Origin of the sequence: Kitasatospora sp. MAA19, from assembly GCF_029894125.1 — a bacterium.
Taxonomy (GTDB): domain Bacteria; phylum Actinomycetota; class Actinomycetes; order Streptomycetales; family Streptomycetaceae; genus Kitasatospora.
In genome coordinates this window covers 49,066-64,230 of the sequence record NZ_JARXYZ010000043.1, presented here as the reverse complement: position 1 = coordinate 64,230, position 15,165 = coordinate 49,066, and the positions used below count along the sequence as shown (strand labels likewise).

Annotated in this window: 13 protein-coding genes; 5 read left to right on the top strand and 8 right to left on the bottom strand. The window is 72.6% G+C overall.

The window, feature by feature from the left end; translation table 11 throughout:
* Nucleotides 1-157: 157 nt before the first annotated feature.
* Complete coding sequence (locus P3T27_RS36710) at nucleotides 158-1,027, bottom strand: IclR family transcriptional regulator (RefSeq protein ID WP_280685654.1); 870 nt, start codon at nucleotides 1,025-1,027, stop codon at nucleotides 158-160.
* Between the two features lie 367 nt (nucleotides 1,028-1,394).
* On the opposite strand from P3T27_RS36710, the gene P3T27_RS36705 reads away from it, so the two are divergent.
* The 3 genes from P3T27_RS36705 to P3T27_RS36695 all read left to right on the top strand — a co-directional run bounded on the left by P3T27_RS36705 (nucleotide 1,395) and on the right by P3T27_RS36695 (nucleotide 4,644).
* Complete coding sequence (locus tag P3T27_RS36705; RefSeq protein WP_280685653.1) at nucleotides 1,395-2,705, top strand: extracellular solute-binding protein; 1,311 nt, start codon at nucleotides 1,395-1,397, stop codon at nucleotides 2,703-2,705.
* Between the two features lie 32 nt (nucleotides 2,706-2,737).
* Nucleotides 2,738-3,718 (top strand): sugar ABC transporter permease, encoded by a 981-nt coding sequence (locus P3T27_RS36700; RefSeq protein ID WP_280685652.1) that lies wholly within the window; start codon nucleotides 2,738-2,740, stop codon nucleotides 3,716-3,718.
* A gap of 122 nt (nucleotides 3,719-3,840) precedes the next feature.
* Nucleotides 3,841-4,644: a carbohydrate ABC transporter permease gene (locus P3T27_RS36695; protein ID WP_280685658.1), complete on the top strand. Its 804-nt coding sequence runs from the start codon at nucleotides 3,841-3,843 to the stop codon at nucleotides 4,642-4,644.
* Nucleotides 4,645-4,728: 84 nt separating this feature from the next.
* Here the strand turns inward: P3T27_RS36695 and P3T27_RS36690 are convergent, their stop codons facing one another.
* Nucleotides 4,729-5,373, bottom strand: a complete 645-nt coding sequence (locus tag P3T27_RS36690) for an alpha-ketoglutarate-dependent dioxygenase AlkB (RefSeq protein ID WP_280685651.1) — start codon at nucleotides 5,371-5,373, stop codon at nucleotides 4,729-4,731.
* Between the two features lie 192 nt (nucleotides 5,374-5,565).
* Between P3T27_RS36690 and P3T27_RS36685 the strand changes: the two genes are divergently transcribed.
* On the top strand, nucleotides 5,566-7,956 hold the full coding sequence (locus P3T27_RS36685; RefSeq protein WP_280685650.1) for an excinuclease ABC subunit UvrA: 2,391 nt from the start codon (nucleotides 5,566-5,568) through the stop codon (nucleotides 7,954-7,956).
* A 118-nt stretch (nucleotides 7,957-8,074) separates the two neighbouring features.
* Entirely contained in the window at nucleotides 8,075-8,662 is a 588-nt protein-coding gene (locus tag P3T27_RS36680) for a hypothetical protein (protein WP_280685649.1), read from the top strand.
* A 3-nt stretch (nucleotides 8,663-8,665) separates the two neighbouring features.
* Here the strand turns inward: P3T27_RS36680 and P3T27_RS36675 are convergent, their stop codons facing one another.
* The 6 genes from P3T27_RS36675 to P3T27_RS36650 all read right to left on the bottom strand — a co-directional run bounded on the left by P3T27_RS36675 (nucleotide 8,666) and on the right by P3T27_RS36650 (nucleotide 15,157).
* Nucleotides 8,666-10,327 carry an amidohydrolase gene (locus P3T27_RS36675; RefSeq protein ID WP_280685648.1) on the bottom strand — a complete coding sequence of 554 codons (1,662 nt, stop codon included), beginning with the start codon at nucleotides 10,325-10,327 and terminating at the stop codon, nucleotides 8,666-8,668.
* Nucleotides 10,324-11,178, bottom strand: a complete 855-nt coding sequence (locus tag P3T27_RS36670) for a PaaX family transcriptional regulator C-terminal domain-containing protein (RefSeq protein ID WP_280685647.1) — start codon at nucleotides 11,176-11,178, stop codon at nucleotides 10,324-10,326. The genes P3T27_RS36675 and P3T27_RS36670 overlap by 4 nt, the downstream gene beginning before the upstream one ends.
* Nucleotides 11,179-11,248: 70 nt before the next feature.
* Nucleotides 11,249-12,007, bottom strand: coding sequence for an Asp/Glu racemase (locus P3T27_RS36665; protein ID WP_280685646.1), 759 nt, complete (start codon nucleotides 12,005-12,007; stop codon nucleotides 11,249-11,251).
* A 52-nt stretch (nucleotides 12,008-12,059) separates the two neighbouring features.
* Nucleotides 12,060-12,962, bottom strand: coding sequence for a fumarylacetoacetate hydrolase family protein (locus tag P3T27_RS36660; protein WP_280685645.1), 903 nt, complete (start codon nucleotides 12,960-12,962; stop codon nucleotides 12,060-12,062).
* 60 nt (nucleotides 12,963-13,022) lie between these two features.
* Nucleotides 13,023-14,192 (bottom strand): cupin domain-containing protein, encoded by a 1,170-nt coding sequence (locus P3T27_RS36655; RefSeq protein ID WP_280685644.1) that lies wholly within the window; start codon nucleotides 14,190-14,192, stop codon nucleotides 13,023-13,025.
* Entirely contained in the window at nucleotides 14,189-15,157 is a 969-nt protein-coding gene (locus P3T27_RS36650; protein WP_280685643.1) for a carbon-nitrogen hydrolase family protein, read from the bottom strand. Before P3T27_RS36650 ends, P3T27_RS36655 begins: the two co-directional genes overlap by 4 nt.
* Nucleotides 15,158-15,165: the final 8 nt, after the last annotated feature.

The window sequence follows — 15,165 nt, the reverse complement described above, 5'->3', positions numbered from 1 at the left end:
GATTCCTCGTCAGGCGTCAGTGGTGCTACCAGAGCACGTCCTACTTTCAGTAGGAAGAGTCCGTGCGATCCGGGCCTGGCGCTCCAGTGGTCGGATGAGGTCCGGTGCCTTTCGGGGCGCCGGACCTCGTCCGCTTTTCCGGGGCGGGGGCCGCGGATCAGGACGGCTGGCGGTCGGAGCCGAGTTCGCGGGAGATCCGCAGGCCGGCCTGGGCGACGACCGGGCCGAGGGCGCGGACGCGGGCGGCGGTCATCCGGGAGGTCAGGCCGGAGACCGACAGAGCGGCGGTGACTTCGCCGGCGTGGTCGAAGATCGGCGCGGCGACGCAGCGGACCTCGGGCTCGTTCTCGCGGTCGTCGATGGAGTAGCCGCGGGCGCGGATCCGGGCGAGGTCGGCGCGCAGCCGGGTCTCGTCCGAGATGGTCCAGGCGGTCACCGGGCGCAGGCCCGCGGCGACGACCTCGGCGACGGCCTCGTCGGGCAGCCAGGCGAGGATGGCCTTTCCGGTGGCGGTGCAGTAGGCGGGGGCCCGGCTGCCGACCCGGGAGGCCATGCGGACGTTGGTCTCGTCCTCGACCTTGTCCAGGTAGACGATCCCCGGGGCCTGCCAGACGGTCAGGTGGACGGTCTCGCCGGCCTCGCGCTGGAGCCGGCGCAGGTGTTCGGCGGCGACGCTGCGCAGGTCGAGGGTGGAGAGGTAGGCCTGGCCGAGGCGGAGCGAGCCGTGTCCGAGGCGGAACCAGCCGGTCTCGCGGTCGCGGTCGAGGAGGTGCTCGTCGAGGAGCGGGCCGGCGAGCCGCAGCACGGTGCTCTTGTTGAGGCCGAGCGCGTCGGCGAGTTGGGCGAGCGGGACGCCGCGCCCGTCGCCGTGGTCGCGGACGTGGCCGAGGACGGCGAGCGCGCGGCGCAGTGAGGAGGACTGGTTGCGTTCGGTCGCGGGCTTCCTGCCGGTGGCCGCTCCAGCAGGCCGTTCGGCCGTCGGGTCCGCGGGCCGCTCGGTCTCCGCCTCGGGCCCCGTCTCCGTCATGGGTCCGTCCCTCGTCTCGTTCTGCCGGTGTTCCTCCGCTCGGCGGCGGTTGTCAGAAGGTACCCGTTCGCGCTCGGATCTCCGCTTCTTCGACACAACGTTGTGCAGTGCAAAACTTCCCGAACCCCCTCTTGTTGGCGCCGATTGCCCCCGCTTAACGTCCCTGCCATCGAGCAGGCGACGCCGCCACACCCGAACGGTCCGCCCTGCCGTACCCCCGCACCGGCCTGCCCGGGACGCCCCCCAGCGCGTCCGGGCCGTCCACCACCCACACTCACCATCGGCCCCGGTCAGGGCCTGCTTCGACGTGCCCGTCCCGAGCGGCGCACGTCTCGGCGGCAACTGTCGGGAGGGGAGGTCTCCACCCATGCGACTCAACCGACGGGCCGCCGCGGCCGCCGTGCTCGCCGCCGGCTGCCTCGCCGCGACCGCCTGCGCGCCGGGCACCGCCGCGCCGGCCGGCGACAAGGCCGCCGACGACCGGACCGGCACCCTCCAGGTCTGGCTGTACAACGAGGCGGGCAACGCGGCCAAGGAGGCCGTGATCGGCAAGGCGGTGAGCGAGTTCCAGGCCTCCCACCAGGGCGTCACCGTCAAGGTCAGCTACATCGACACCGACGCCTCCGCCCGCGCGGCCAAGATGAAGGGCGCCTTCAACGACCCCAACAGCGCCCCCGACCTGGTCGAGTTCGGCAACACCGACCTCCCCGGCTACGTCGCGGCCGGAGGCCTCGCCGAGATCGGCGCCGACCTCGACACGTGGCAGGACAAGGGCGACCTCGACCCGGCGATCGCCAGGACCGCCGTGGTGGACGGCAAGACCTACGGACTGCCCTGGTGGGTCGGTGTGCGTGCCCTCTTCTACCGCACCGACCTGTTCACCGAGGCCGGGCTCACCCCGCCGACCTCGTACGCCGAACTGGTCACCGCCAACCGGAAGATCCACGCGGCGCACCCCGACACCTTCGGCATCGCCATCGGCGGCAAGTACACCTTCGGCGCGCTGCCGTTCGTCTGGGACGCGGGCGGCGACATCGCCACCAAGGACGGCTCCGCGTACAAGGCGGCCATCAACTCGCCCGCCTCGCAGGCTGGGATCAAGCGCTACACCGACCTCTTCGGCGACGACGGCTGCCCCGCCCAGCAGTGCGCCGATCTGACCGGCGGCAAGACCGTCGACCTGTTCGCGGCCGGCAAGTCGGCGATGGCGATCCTGCCCAACTCCAGCCGCAGCAAGGTCGATGCGGGCGCGGTGAAGGGCACGTACGGTGTGGTGCCGCTGCCCGGGGAGAAGCCCGGTTCGGTCGCCCCCGCGTTCGCCGGCGGCAACAACCTCGGCGTGATGAAGGCGGCCAAGCACCGCACGCTCGCCGTCGAGTTCGCCGAACTGCTGGCGGGCCCGATGTACCAGGAGCAGATGTACGACGCGATGGGCAACCTGCCGACGCTCAAGTCCGTCAGCGGCAAGGTCGCCGCCAAGGACGCCTTCCTGAAGCCGTTCACCGACACCATCGCGGCCGGCACCAGGTTCGTCCCGCTCGACCAGGCGTGGGCGCAGATCGACGCCCAGGCGGTGATCCCGACCATGCTCCAGCAGGTCGTCACCGGCAAGGCGGACGTGGCGAAGGCCTCGGGCGACGCCGCGAACCAGATCACCTCGGCCTTCGCCGCGCACTGACGGCCGCGCCCCGAAGAGAGCAGGTCCCGCACGTGTCCGTATCCACCACGACCGCCCCGACGGCGCCGCCTTCCCCGCGCGGGCGCCGTGGGGGCAGGGCGCCGGCCGCACCCTCGGGCGGCCGGCGCCGCCGGCCCCCGCTACTGCTGCTCCTGCCAGCCGCGGTCATCCTGATCCCGTTGGTCGCCTACCCGATCTACCAGTTGGGCCTGTTGTCCGTGCTGGACTTCGGGCAGGCCCAGGCCTCCGGGGGCGCCCCGACCTCCTTCGTCGGCTTCGGCAACTACGCGAAGATCCTGAACGACGGCCAGTTCTGGTCGGTGCTGCTGCAGACGGTCGGCTTCGCCGCGTTCTGCGTGCTCGCGACGCTGGCCGTCGGTGCCACCCTCGCCGTCCTGCTGACCAAGGTCGGGCGGTGGCCCCGGCTGGTGCTGACCACCGCCGCGATGGCGGCCTGGGCGGCGCCGGCGATGACCGGTTCGACGGTGTGGAGCTTCCTGTTCGACACCAACCTCGGCCTGGTCAACCACACGCTGGTGAAGCTCGGCCTGACGGGCTTCCACGAGTTCAACTGGTTCTACGACAAGTGGACGGCGTTCCTGATCGTCGGCGCCGTCGTGGTGTGGCACTCCTTCCCGTTCGTGATGGTCACCCTCTACGCGGGGATCCGGGCGATCCCGGAGGAGATCATGGAGGCCGCCGCCCTGGACGGCGCCAACACCTGGACGACCTTCCGCCGGATCACCGCGCCGATGCTGCGGCCGATCCTGACCATCGTGGTGATCCAGTCGGTGATCTGGGACTTCAAGGTCTTCACCCAGATCTACGTGATGACCGAGGGCGGCGGCATCGCCGGCCAGAACCTCGTGCTCAACGTGTACGCGTACCAGAAGGCGTTCGCCTCCTCCCAGTACGGGCTCGGCGCGGCGATCGGCGTGATCATGCTGCTGATCCTGGTGGTCCCGACGGTCCTCTACATCCGCACCCTGCGACGGACGGGGAACGAACTGTGACCACCGTGAACCCCGTTCGGGCCACTGGAACCCCGGGCGGCCCGACGCCGACCGGCCGGGCCCCGAAGAGCCGGACCCGGAACACCCGCGGCCGGTGGCGGCTCGCCGCCAACACCGGCGCGATCGTGCTGGCGGTCGTCACCGCCTTCCCGATCTTCTGGATGGTGCTCTCCGCCTTCAAGCCCGAGGGCGAGGTGCAGTCGCTGGACCCGAAGCCGTGGACGGCCCACCCCACCCTGGAGAGCTTCCGCCAGGTGCTCAGCGTGGACGGCTTCGGCCGGTACTTCGTGAACAGCCTGGTGATCGCGCTGTCGGTGGTGGTGCTCTCGGCCATCGTGGTGTTCCTGGCGGCGGTGGCCGTGACCCGGTTCCGGTTCAGGTTCCGCACCACCGTCATGGTGATGTTCCTGATCGCCCAGATGATCCCGGTCGAGGCGCTCACCATCCCGCTGTTCTTCATGTTCCGCGACGCGGGCCGGTTCGCCCCCGGCATCGGGCTGAACACCCTCGCCTCGCTGATCCTGGTGCAGTTGGCGTTCTCGCTGCCGTTCGGCATCTGGATGATGCGCGGCTTCGTCGCGGCCGTCCCGGTGTCCATCGAGGAGGCCGCGCAGATCGACGGCGCCAGCCGCACCCGCATCCTGTGGCGGATCCTGCTGCCGCTGGTGGCGCCGGGCCTCGCCGCGACCAGCGTGTTCTCCTTCATCGCGGCGTGGAACGACTTCGTCTTCGCCAAGACCTTCATCATCAGCGCCACCCAGAACCAGACCCTGCCGTCCGCGCTGCTGGTCTTCTTCAAGCCGGACGAGAACGACTGGGGCGGCATCATGGCGGCGTCCACGCTGATGACCGTGCCGGTGCTGATCTTCTTCATCGCGGTCCAGCGCAAGCTGGTGTCCGGGCTGGCGGGCGCGGTGAAGGACTGACGTCGGCCGGGGGCGCGACCGGACGGAGACTGCCGTCGATCGCCGAGGTGGTGGGCCCGGCCCAGCACCTCGGCTTCGGCGTTCCTACGCGACGCCGTGCGGCCGGAACTGGATGCTGATCCGCGGGCCCACCGGCCGGGCCGTCTTCGGGATCGCGTGCTCCCAGGTGCGCTGGCAGGAGCCGCCCATGACCACCAGGTCGCCGTGTCCGAGCGGCCGGCGCACCACCGGGCCGCCGCCGTGGCGCGGTCGCAGCAGCAGGGCGCGCGGCTCGCCGACGGACAGGATCGCCACCATGGTGTCCTCGCGGGCGCCGCGCCCGATCCGGTCCCCGTGCCAGGCGACGCTGTCCCGGCCGTCGCGGTAGTAGCAGAGGCCGAGCGTGCGGAACGGCTCGCCCAGCTCCCGCGCGTAGTGCCGGCTCAGTGCCGTCCGGGCCTGCCCGAGGACGGGGTGCGGCGGCTCGGCGCCGGCCGGGTAGGAGGCCAGCAGCCGCGGTACGTCGACCGTCCGCTCGTACATCTCGCGGCGCTCGGCCCGCCAGGGCACGGTGGCGGCGAGGTGTTCGAACAGTCGGTCCGCCCCGTGCAGCCACCCGGGCAGCAGGTCCAGCCAGGCCCCGTCGCCCAGGACGGCCCGGCGGAGCCCGTCGAGCGGGCCGAGGCGGACGCCGTCGGCGTCGTCGGCGTCGTCGAACAGCGAGGGCTGGAGGTGGACGGTGCTGCGCATAGGGCCAGCGTACGCCCAGAATCGAACGTGTGCTCGAACGAAAGTCCTGGACGGGCCCCGGGCGCGGTGGCCCCCGCCGGTTAGGCTTTCGGCCATGCCGGGCCGGTGCCGGCCGACGGGCTCCCCTCCCCGAGCGGCGAACCGGCGATCATCCACCCGCGACGGCGGCCCCGCCGCACAGATGGAGAGACGATGAGCAAGCCCACCAGGACGGCCGCGCGGCCGCCTGTGGCCCAGCACGCCGACAGCCACGACCTGATCAGCGTGCACGGCGCGCGCGAGAACAACCTCAAGGACGTCAGCGTCGAGATCCCGAAGCGGCGGCTGACGGTGTTCACCGGTGTCTCCGGCTCCGGCAAGAGCTCCCTGGTGTTCGACACGATCGCCGCGGAGTCGCAGCGGCTGATCAACGAGACGTACAGCGCCTTCGTCCAGGGCTTCATGCCGACCCAGGCGCGGCCCGAGGTCGACGTGCTGGAGGGGCTGACCACCGCGATCATCGTCGACCAGCAGCGGATGGGCTCCGACCCCCGCTCCACGGTCGGCACCGCCACCGACGCCAACGCGATGCTGCGGATCCTCTTCAGCCGGCTCGGACAGCCGCACATCGGCTCACCCAAGGCGTTCTCCTTCAACGTCCCCTCGATCAGCGGGGCGGGCGCCGTCACGGTCGAACGCGGCGGTCAGACCGTCAAGGAGCGGCGCAGCTTCAGCATCACCGGTGGCATGTGCCCGCGCTGCGAGGGCCGCGGCAGCGTCTCCGACATCGACCTCACCCAGCTCTTCGACGCTTCCAAGTCGATCGCCGAGGGCGCGATCACCATCCCCGGCTGGAAGACCGACAGCTGGTGGACGGTGGGGATCTACGCGAACTCGGGCTTCCTCGACCCGGACAAGCCGATCCGCAAGTACACCAAGAAGGAGATGCAGGACTTCCTGTACCGCGAGCCGACCAAGGTGAAGGTCAACGGGGTCAACCTCACCTACGAGGGGCTGATCCCGAAGATCCAGAAGTCGATGCTCGCCAAGGACCGGGACGCGCTGCAGCCGCACATCCGGGCGTTCGTCGACCGGGCGGTCACCTTCACCGCCTGCCCCGAGTGCGAGGGCACCCGGCTCAGCGAGGCCGCCCGGTCCTCGCGGATCGGCGGGATCAACATCGCCGACGCCTGCGCGATGCAGATCAGCGACCTGGCCGACTGGGTCCGCGGCCTCGACGAGCCGGCGGTGGCGCCGCTGCTCGGCACCCTGCGGCACACCCTCGACTCGTTCGTGGAGATCGGGCTGGGCTACCTCTCGCTCGACCGCCCGTCCGGCACGCTGTCCGGCGGGGAGGCGCAGCGGGTCAAGATGATCCGGCATCTCGGCTCGGCGCTCACCGACGTCACGTACGTCTTCGACGAGCCCACCACCGGTCTGCACCCGCACGACATCCAGCGGATGAACGAACTCCTGCTGCGGCTGCGGGACAAGGGCAACACGGTGCTGGTCGTGGAGCACAAGCCGGAGACCATCGCGATCGCCGACCACGTCGTCGACCTCGGCCCCGGTGCCGGGACGGCGGGCGGCGCCGTCTGCTTCGAGGGCACCGTCGACGGCCTGCGGGCCAGCGGCACCGTCACCGGCCGCCACTTCGACGACCGGGCCGCCGTCAAGAAGGCGGTGCGCGAGCCGAACGGCACCCTGGAGATCCGCGGCGCGACGGCGAACAACCTGCGCGACGTCGACGTCGACATCCCGCTCGGGGTGCTGACCGTGATCACCGGCGTCGCCGGCTCCGGGAAGAGCTCGCTCGTGCACGGCTCGATCCCCGTCGGGGCGGGCGTGGTCTCCGTCGACCAGGGCGCCATCCGCGGCTCGCGGCGCAGCAACCCGGCGACGTACACCGGGCTGCTGGAGCCGATCCGCAAGGCGTTCGCGAAGGCCAACGGCGTCAAGCCGGCCCTGTTCAGCGCCAACTCCGAGGGCGCCTGCCCGAACTGCAACGGCGCCGGCGTGGTCTTCACCGACCTGGCGATGATGGCCGGCGTCGCCAGCACCTGCGAGGAGTGCGAGGGGAAGCGGTACCAGGCGGCGGTGCTGGAGTACCGCCTCGGCGGCCGCGACATCAGCGAGGTGCTCGCGATGCCGGTGACCGAGGCGGAGGAGTTCTTCGGCACCGGCGAGGCGCGCATCCCGGCCGCCCACCGCATCCTGAGCAACCTGGCCGACGTCGGGCTCGGCTACCTCAGCCTCGGCCAGCCGCTCACCACGCTGTCCGGCGGCGAGCGGCAGCGGCTCAAGCTGGCCACCCACATGGCGGAGAAGGGCGGCGTCTACGTCCTCGACGAGCCGACCACCGGCCTGCACCTCGCCGACGTCGAGCAGCTGCTCGGCCTGCTCGACCGGCTGGTGGAGTCCGGCAAGTCGGTCGTCGTCATCGAGCACCACCAGGCAGTGATGGCCCATGCCGACTGGATCATCGACCTCGGCCCGGGCGCCGGCCACGACGGCGGCCGGATCGTCTTCGAGGGCACCCCGGCCGACCTGATCGCCGCCCGCTCCACCCTCACCGGCGAGCACCTGGCGGCGTACGTCGGCTGAACGCCCGCAGTCGCTGACCGCCTGGGGCCGCTGAGCCCGCGCGGTCGCCGAACGCCTGCGCCGGCTGGACGCCTACGGCGGCAGGGTGGTGCCGGTCCCCAGGCACTACCCTGCTGCCATGGCGATCCAAGGCTTCGGGGCCACTGAGTTCCAGCTCGTGCTGCTGCGCCGGATGGCCGACTTCAACCCGGACCTGGTCGAGCAGGCCGTGCGGCGGCTCGGCACGACCCGCGCCGCCCTGCGGGAGGCGAACAAGCGCTGGCAGGCGATGATCCGCTCGCCCCGGTTCCCACGCGGCGCCGACCGCTGCGCCGCAGTGCTAGGCCCCCCGCAGGCGGCCGTGCCGCGCCGGATCGGGGACCTCGCCTGCACCGCGCGGCAGTGGGCGCTGCCGCTCTGGCCCGAGCTGCGCTTCGAGAGCCTGCTCGGCCCGGCGGAGACCGGCCGGCCGCTGCTGAACGAGTGGCTGGTGCGGGGCCCGGACGCCCCGGCGCCCGGGCTGCGCACGCTCGCCGACCTGACGCCGTGGAGCTGCGTGGTCGCCGACCTGGGCGCCGCGTTCCCGCCCGCCCGGCCGCGCGAGGGCAGCGCGCCCACCCGCTTCCAGCTCGACTTCACCGCCCCGGACACCGACGGGCGGGCGCGCCCGTGCACCGCCGACTTCACCTGGGGGTTGTTGCAGGAGGTCCGGACGGCGCAGGGCTGACCGCTACCCGGCGGTGCCGTGGACGGTCCGTCCGCCGACGACGGTGCGTTCGGGGCGCAGCCCGCGCAGCGCGTCGACCGGGCAGCTCAGCGGATCGACCGGCCACACCGTCAGATCGGCCAGGGCCCCCGGTCGCAGGCTGCCGCGCTCGGCGCTCTCGCCCATCAGCCTGGCGGCGTCGACGGTGTGCAGCGCGATCGCCTCGGCGCGGTCGATGGCGTGCTCGGGCCCGACCACGCCGGCGGTGGTCCGGCGGGTCGTCATGCCCCACACCGACACCATCGCGCCGTACGGGCCGACCGGGAAGTCCGAGCCGGCGGCGAGCAGTGCGCCCTCGTCGAGCCACTCGCGCAGCGGGAAGATCCCGGCGGTCCGCTCCCGCCCCCAGGCCCGCTGCTGGGTGAGCGCGCCGTCGTGCAGCAGCGGGTGCTGCACGGTGACCGGGATGCCGAGTGCGATCGCCCGGGCCCGCTGGTCGGCCCGGGCCAGCCCGCCGTGCTCGACCACCAGCGTGCCGGGCGGCAGGCCGGGGCGGTGCTTGAGCACCTCCTCGAAGACGTCCAGCAGGGTGCGCAGGCCGCGGTCGCCCCAGGCGTGCACGCCGACCCGCCAGCCGCGCCCGACCACCCGTTCGACGGCCGCGACCAGCTCGGCCGGCTCCCAGAGCAGCCGGCCGTGGTAGCAGGGCTGCCCCTGGTAGGGCTCGTCCAGGGCGCCGGCCTCGAAGCCGCCGTCGATGCCGAACTTGACGCCCCACACTCGGAGCAGGTCGTCGTCCTCGCCGGCGGCGCGCCAGGCGTCCATCCGGTCCAGCAGCGCGTCGACCTGTTCGGGGGTACGGGCGGCGAAACCGGAGACCAGCGCCCGGACCCGGACGGAGAGCGCGCCGGCCGCCCGGGCGGCGCGCAGCACGTCGAGGTCCTCGACCGGGACCAGGCAGTCGCGCACGGTGCCGATCCCGGTCGCGGCGTAGTCGGCGGAGGCGGCGCGCAGACCGGCGACGCGTTCGGTGCGCGCGGGGCGCGGCAGCACCCGCTCGACCAGTTCGACCGCCTTGTTGATCAGCCGTCCGGTCAGCCGCCCCTGTTCGTCGAGCTCGATCACGCCGCCGGGCGGGGCCGGGGTGGCGGCGGTGATGCCGGCGAGGCGCAGCGCGGCCGAGTTGAGCACCATGTTGTAGGCGCCGCGGCGGACCAGCACGGGGTGGTCGGCGGTGGCCCGGTCCAGCTCCTCGGTGGTGGGCATCCGCTGCTCGGCCAGGTGCACCTCCTGCCAGTTGATCGTGGTGTGGATCCACTGTCCGGCCGGGGTCCGGGCGGCGCGCTCGCGGATCAGGCCGAGGAACCCGGTGAGGTCCCGGGCCTGGTGGACGGGTACGCCGTGGACGCTGTGGCCGGCCAGGATCAGGTGGGTGTGGGTGTCGTCGAAGGCGGGCAGCACCGTCGCGGCGGGGGCGTCCAGCACCTCGGTGGCCGTTCCGATCAGGGCGTCCAGGCCGTCGGGGGCGGGGGACAGGGCGGTGATCCGCGTCCCGGTGACGGCGATCGCGCGCTGCGGCGGCTCGCCGGGGACGAGGGTGTGCACGGCGGCGGCCCGGATCAGCAGGTCGGCGGGTGCGGGTGCGGGTGCGGAGTCGGGCGCGGCGTTGTGGTCGGGGTCGGTCATCGCGGCTCCTGGTGGGGTGGGCCGCCGGCCGACAGACCGGTGACCTTCTCGACGTACCGCAGGCCGGGCTCGGCGAGCAGCGCGTGCAGCTCGGTGAAGACGGCCCGGGCGGCGACGGCGTTCCAGTCGGCGGGCAGCAGCGGCTCGGGCAGGCCCGGGTCCAGGTACGGCAGTCGGCGCCACTGGGTGAGCATCGGCACGTAGTCGCGGAACGCCTCGACCGGGTCGATCCGCGGCTGCCCGCGCAGGTCGGCGGCGACCGGGCGCCAGGCGTCGTCGAAGGCCGCGTACTGCGCCTCGATCGCCGGGAAGTCCCACCAGTCGGCCACCGCGGTGCGCAGTTCGGCGAAGCCCGCGTACTCGGCGGACAGGAACAGGTGCACGTAGGCGCTCAGGCCGAGGCGCTCCAGCAGGCGCCGGGCGTCCGGCAGCAGCCGGGCGGGTGCCAGCCAGACGCCGGGGGCGGCGTTGCCGAAGCCGAGCCAGCTCAGCCGCGAGCGCAGCCGGTGGCGGTGGGCGCGCTCGGACTCGGGCACCGAGAACACCGCGACCACCCAGCCGTCGGCGAGTTCGGCGGGCTCCAGGCTGTGGAAGATCCGGCGGTCGCCCTCCTCGAACACCGGGCCCATCGCCGGGGCCAGCCGGTAGCCGGTGCCGCCGCGGCGTTCCTGGAGCAGGGTGCCGGCCTTCTTCAGCCGGGAGATGGCCGAGCGGACGGCCGGGCCGTCGACGTCGAGTTCGGCCATCAGCGCTATCAGGTCGGCGATCGATATCCAGCCGCCGAGGCGGCGCACGAACTCGCCGTACACGGTGTGGATCAGCGAGCTGGGCCGGGGTGTGCTCTCCGACATGGTGGGCCTCCTCCCCGGCAGCTCGTGGTGATCATAGCGGTGGCCGGCCGTCGGCGGATCGGTGTCGGCTTCAGGCCTCCGCGTAGGCGCCGGAGAGCAGGTGTCCGGCGCCGGGGGCGAAGGCGGGGAGGCCGAGGGCTCGCAGCAGTTGGTGGGCGGTGCAGATCGCCGCCGAGACGACCGGCTTGCCGAGCCGCTGCTCGGCCTCCTCGACGGCGGCCAGCGAGGGCATCTGGACGCAGGCCGAGAGCACCACCGCGTCGGCGTCTGCGTGGGCGAGGCGCTGGGCGATGGCGGGGAGCCTCGCCGGGTCGTGGGCGGCCACGTCGAGGTTGTCGGGGATCTCCAGGGCCGCGTAGTCGAGCACCTGGACGCCCTCGTGGGCCAGGTAGTCGACCACCGTCCGGGCCAGCGGCCGCAGGTACGGGGTGACCAGGGCGACCTTCCGGGCGCCGAGCGTGTGCAGGCCGGCCACCAGGGCGCCCGCGCTGGTGACCACGGGCGCGGGGGCGCCGTTCTCGACGGTGCGGCGGTGCAGCCGCTGTTCGGCCTCGCGGTGGTAGCCGGGGCCGGTGGCCATCACGGCGACCAGGCAGGCGTAGCCGAGCACGTCGACCCGGGCGTCGGAGAGTTCGATGGCGCAGCGGTCGGACTCGGCGTCCATGGCGCGCAGTTGCTCGGGGGTGACCCTGGTCATCCGCATCCGGCTGGAGTGGAAGGTGAACCGCTCGGGCGCGACCGCCTCGCGGGCCCGCAGCAGGGCGGGGACCTCGGTCTCCATGGTGACGTTGGAGCTGGGGACGATCTGGCCGATCCGGTAGGTGGTCATGGGGGCGTGGGGCTCCTTTCCGGGTTTCCGGGGCTCCGTGCGGGGGCTCGGTTCAGCGGGCGTCGACCACCGGGTTGGCCAGGGTGCCGATCCGCTCGATGGTGGCCTCGACCAGGTCGCCGGGTTGCAGGAACTGCGGCGGCACCATGCCGGCGCCGACGCCGGACGGGGAGCCGGTGGCGATCACGTCGCCCGCTTCGAGCGTGACGCCGGAGGAGATGTCGGCGATCAGACGGGCGATGCCGAACAGCATGTGGCGGGTGTTGGAGTCCTGCCGCAGCTCGCCGTTGACCCGGAGCGAGAGGTCGAGTCCCTGCGGGTCGGGGATCTCGTCGGCGGTGACCACGACCGGGCCGAACGGCGCGTAGCTGTCCTGGCCCTTGGAGAAGAACCACTGCCCGGAGCGGCGTTGGTCGCGGGCGCTGACGTCGTTGACGATGCTGTAGCCGAACACGTGCCGCCAGGCGTCCTCCTCGGCCACCCGGAAGGCCGGTTCGCCGATCACCACGGCGAGTTCGCACTCCCAGTCCAGCTGTTTGGTCAGGTCGGCGTTGTGCCGGATGGGCTGGCCCGAGCCGGTGACGGCGGTGGCGGGCTTGCTGAACAGCACCGGGCGGTCGGGCAGTTCGCGGTCGGTGTCCAGGGTGCGGTGCGATTCGGAGACGTGCTCCACGTAGTTGAGGCCGACGCCGACGATCTTGCCGGGCCGCAGGGGTGCGCGCAGCGAGACCTCGGTGAGCGGGCGCAGAGCCGGGTGGTCCGTCGGCGTGGCCGTGAGCAGCGCGCGGGCGGTGGCCGTCGCCGGCTCGCCGGCCCGGATGAACTCCAGCAGGCCGTCGGGCAGTCGGGCGCCGGCGGCGGTGGCGAGGGCGGTCAGATCGGCGACCCGGTCGCCGAGCCGGGCGCCGAGGCGCGGGGTCTCGTCTCCGTCCGCGCAGTAGGTCAACAGGTGCATGGTCGGGGCTCCTTGGTGACGGTCCGGGGATTGGCCACCGGGCGGTGGCGGGTCGGTGGGTTACCGGGCGGTGACGGACTGGTGCCCGTCGGGGTCCGGGTGGGCCTCCTCGCGGTAGAGGCCGAGCGCGTGCATCACCGGGAAGTCGTTGAACGAGAACAGACAGGCGTCCTCGCCGGGGTCGAGGTTCGCGTGCTCGTGCCAGGCCCAGGACGGGACGACGAAGACGTCCCCCTGCCGCCACGCGAAGCGCTGCCCGGCGATCACCGAGACACCGCGCCCCTTGGCCGCCGTGTAGACCACCGAGCCGGTGTGGCGGTGGGCGCGGGTGGCCTGGCCGGGGCGCAGCAGCTGCAGGTGGGCGGCCATGGTGGGCATCACCGGGCCGCCGGTGACCGGGTTGGTGTACTCCATGATCACGCCGTCGTACGGCGATCCCTCGGTGGCCCGGGCGAGTTGGCACAGTGCGTGGTAGCTCGGCTCCCAGGGCCAGCCGAGCAGCGGGGAGTAGGGCCTGGTCCAGGTCTCGACGCCGTACGGGAGCAGGTTGCCGCCGTAGCTCAGCAGCGAGGAGTTCACCACCGGGCCGGGTCGCTGGTACAGCTCCGGGTGCACCTCGTAGAAGTTCGCGTCGAGCATGTTGACCAGCGGGATGTCCAGGCCGTCCTGCCAGATCACCGGGGCGTCGTCGGACTCGTTGCCGTGCTCGTGCCAGGAGTTGTTGGGCGTGATGGCGAAGTCGCGCGGGCCGACCTTGAGCTTCTGGCCGTTCACGATCGTCCAGGCTCCGGTGCCCTCGTGGACGAAGCGCAGGGCGGCGGCCTGGTGGCGGTGCGCGGTCATCGCCTCGCCGGGGCCCATGATCTGCAGGCCGGTGTACAACAGGCCGACGGCGGCGCTCAGTTCGCGGCGTCCGGGGTTGACCAGCATGACCACCCGGCGGCCGGCGTCGTCGGCCTTGACCAGCGGCAGTGCCTTGCGGACCAGCGGGCGCAGGTCCGCGTAGCGCCAGAGCACCGGTACCGACCTCGGCTGCGGGTACCAGGGCTCGATCTCGTTCGCCACCGTCCACAGCGCGCCGGCCTCGTGCTCGGCCAGTTCCTCGTAGTAGGCGGTGAGTTCGGGGCTGTCGCCGACCCTGGCGCGGCCGATCCGGTCGTCGTCGTGGTCGGCCGTTCCTTCGTGACCGGCCGTGCCCTCGTGGCCGGTCATGCCGTGGTGGCTGGTCATGCCTCCTCCTCCAGTGCCAGCGGCCGCAGCGGACGGTTGTCCACGTGCAGCCGGAAGACGTCGAAGCGGTTGTAGTGGCCCACGATGTCGTGCATCTGCTTGGGCTGGATGCACCGGCCGAGGTCGATCTCGGCGTAGACGATGCCCTCCTCGTCCACCAGCGGTTCGCCCACCGGGCGCCCGTCGGGGCCGAAGATGCCGGACAACGCGCTGCGCGGGCGGGCGAGTTGCTTACGGACCTGCTGGTCCTCGCCGGCGATCAGGTCCACCATCTCGGGCGAGATCGTGGAGCAGGAGACCACGGTGTACAGCTTGCCCTCGAAGCAGTGCGCGGCGGCGCGCAGCGCGATCGCCTCCGCCATGTCGTAGTCCTCGGGGGCCACCGGCAGGGCGATGTAGCTCGCGGCGTGGACGAGTTCGCCCTGGGCCAGCAGGGTGAAACGGGCCAGGGTGTTGGTGTTCTCGCCGCAGGCCAGCGCGCCGAGCGGGCCGACGGCCGTGCGGTGGACCCGCAGGGAGCTGCCGTCGCCGGGCGTCCAGGTCAGCTTCTCGGCCCAGGTCGGCACCAACTTGCGGTGAACGCCGAGCAGTTCGCCGTCATCGCCGATGATCAGCAGGGTGTTGTAGAGCACCCCGAGACTGTGCCGCCCGCGCTCGTTGACGCCGATCACCAGCACCACGCCGGCCTGCCGGGCGGCGGCGCGCAGCGTGTCCACGTACGGGCCGGGGACGTCCACGGCGGCGCGGTAGAGGCGTTCGTACCAGGGGGAGCCCTGGACCGGGGTCATCGTCCAGTTCCAGTACGGGTAGCCGGGGACGAAGACCTCGGGGAAGACCACCAGGGTGGCGCCGTGGCCGGCTGCCTCGTGGATCAGGGCCACGGCCTTGTCCACGGTGGCGGCCGGGTCCAGGTAGACGGGGGCGGCCTGCACGGCCGCGGCGGTGAAACGGGGCAGATCCGGCATGGGTTCTC

Coding starts and splice junctions, on each gene's coding strand:
- P3T27_RS36710 (WP_280685654.1), bottom strand. CDS start 1,027: ATGACGGAGACGGGGCCCGAGGCGGAGACCGAGCGGCCCGCGGACCCG.
- P3T27_RS36705 (WP_280685653.1), top strand. CDS start 1,395: ATGCGACTCAACCGACGGGCCGCCGCGGCCGCCGTGCTCGCCGCCGGC.
- P3T27_RS36690 (WP_280685651.1), bottom strand. CDS start 5,373: ATGCGCAGCACCGTCCACCTCCAGCCCTCGCTGTTCGACGACGCCGAC.
- P3T27_RS36685 (WP_280685650.1), top strand. CDS start 5,566: ATGAGCAAGCCCACCAGGACGGCCGCGCGGCCGCCTGTGGCCCAGCAC.
- P3T27_RS36680 (WP_280685649.1), top strand. CDS start 8,075: ATGGCGATCCAAGGCTTCGGGGCCACTGAGTTCCAGCTCGTGCTGCTG.
- P3T27_RS36675 (WP_280685648.1), bottom strand. CDS start 10,327: ATGACCGACCCCGACCACAACGCCGCGCCCGACTCCGCACCCGCACCC.
- P3T27_RS36670 (WP_280685647.1), bottom strand. CDS start 11,178: ATGTCGGAGAGCACACCCCGGCCCAGCTCGCTGATCCACACCGTGTAC.
- P3T27_RS36665 (WP_280685646.1), bottom strand. CDS start 12,007: ATGACCACCTACCGGATCGGCCAGATCGTCCCCAGCTCCAACGTCACC.
- P3T27_RS36660 (WP_280685645.1), bottom strand. CDS start 12,962: ATGCACCTGTTGACCTACTGCGCGGACGGAGACGAGACCCCGCGCCTC.
- P3T27_RS36655 (WP_280685644.1), bottom strand. CDS start 14,192: ATGACCAGCCACCACGGCATGACCGGCCACGAGGGCACGGCCGGTCAC.
- P3T27_RS36650 (WP_280685643.1), bottom strand. CDS start 15,157: ATGCCGGATCTGCCCCGTTTCACCGCCGCGGCCGTGCAGGCCGCCCCC.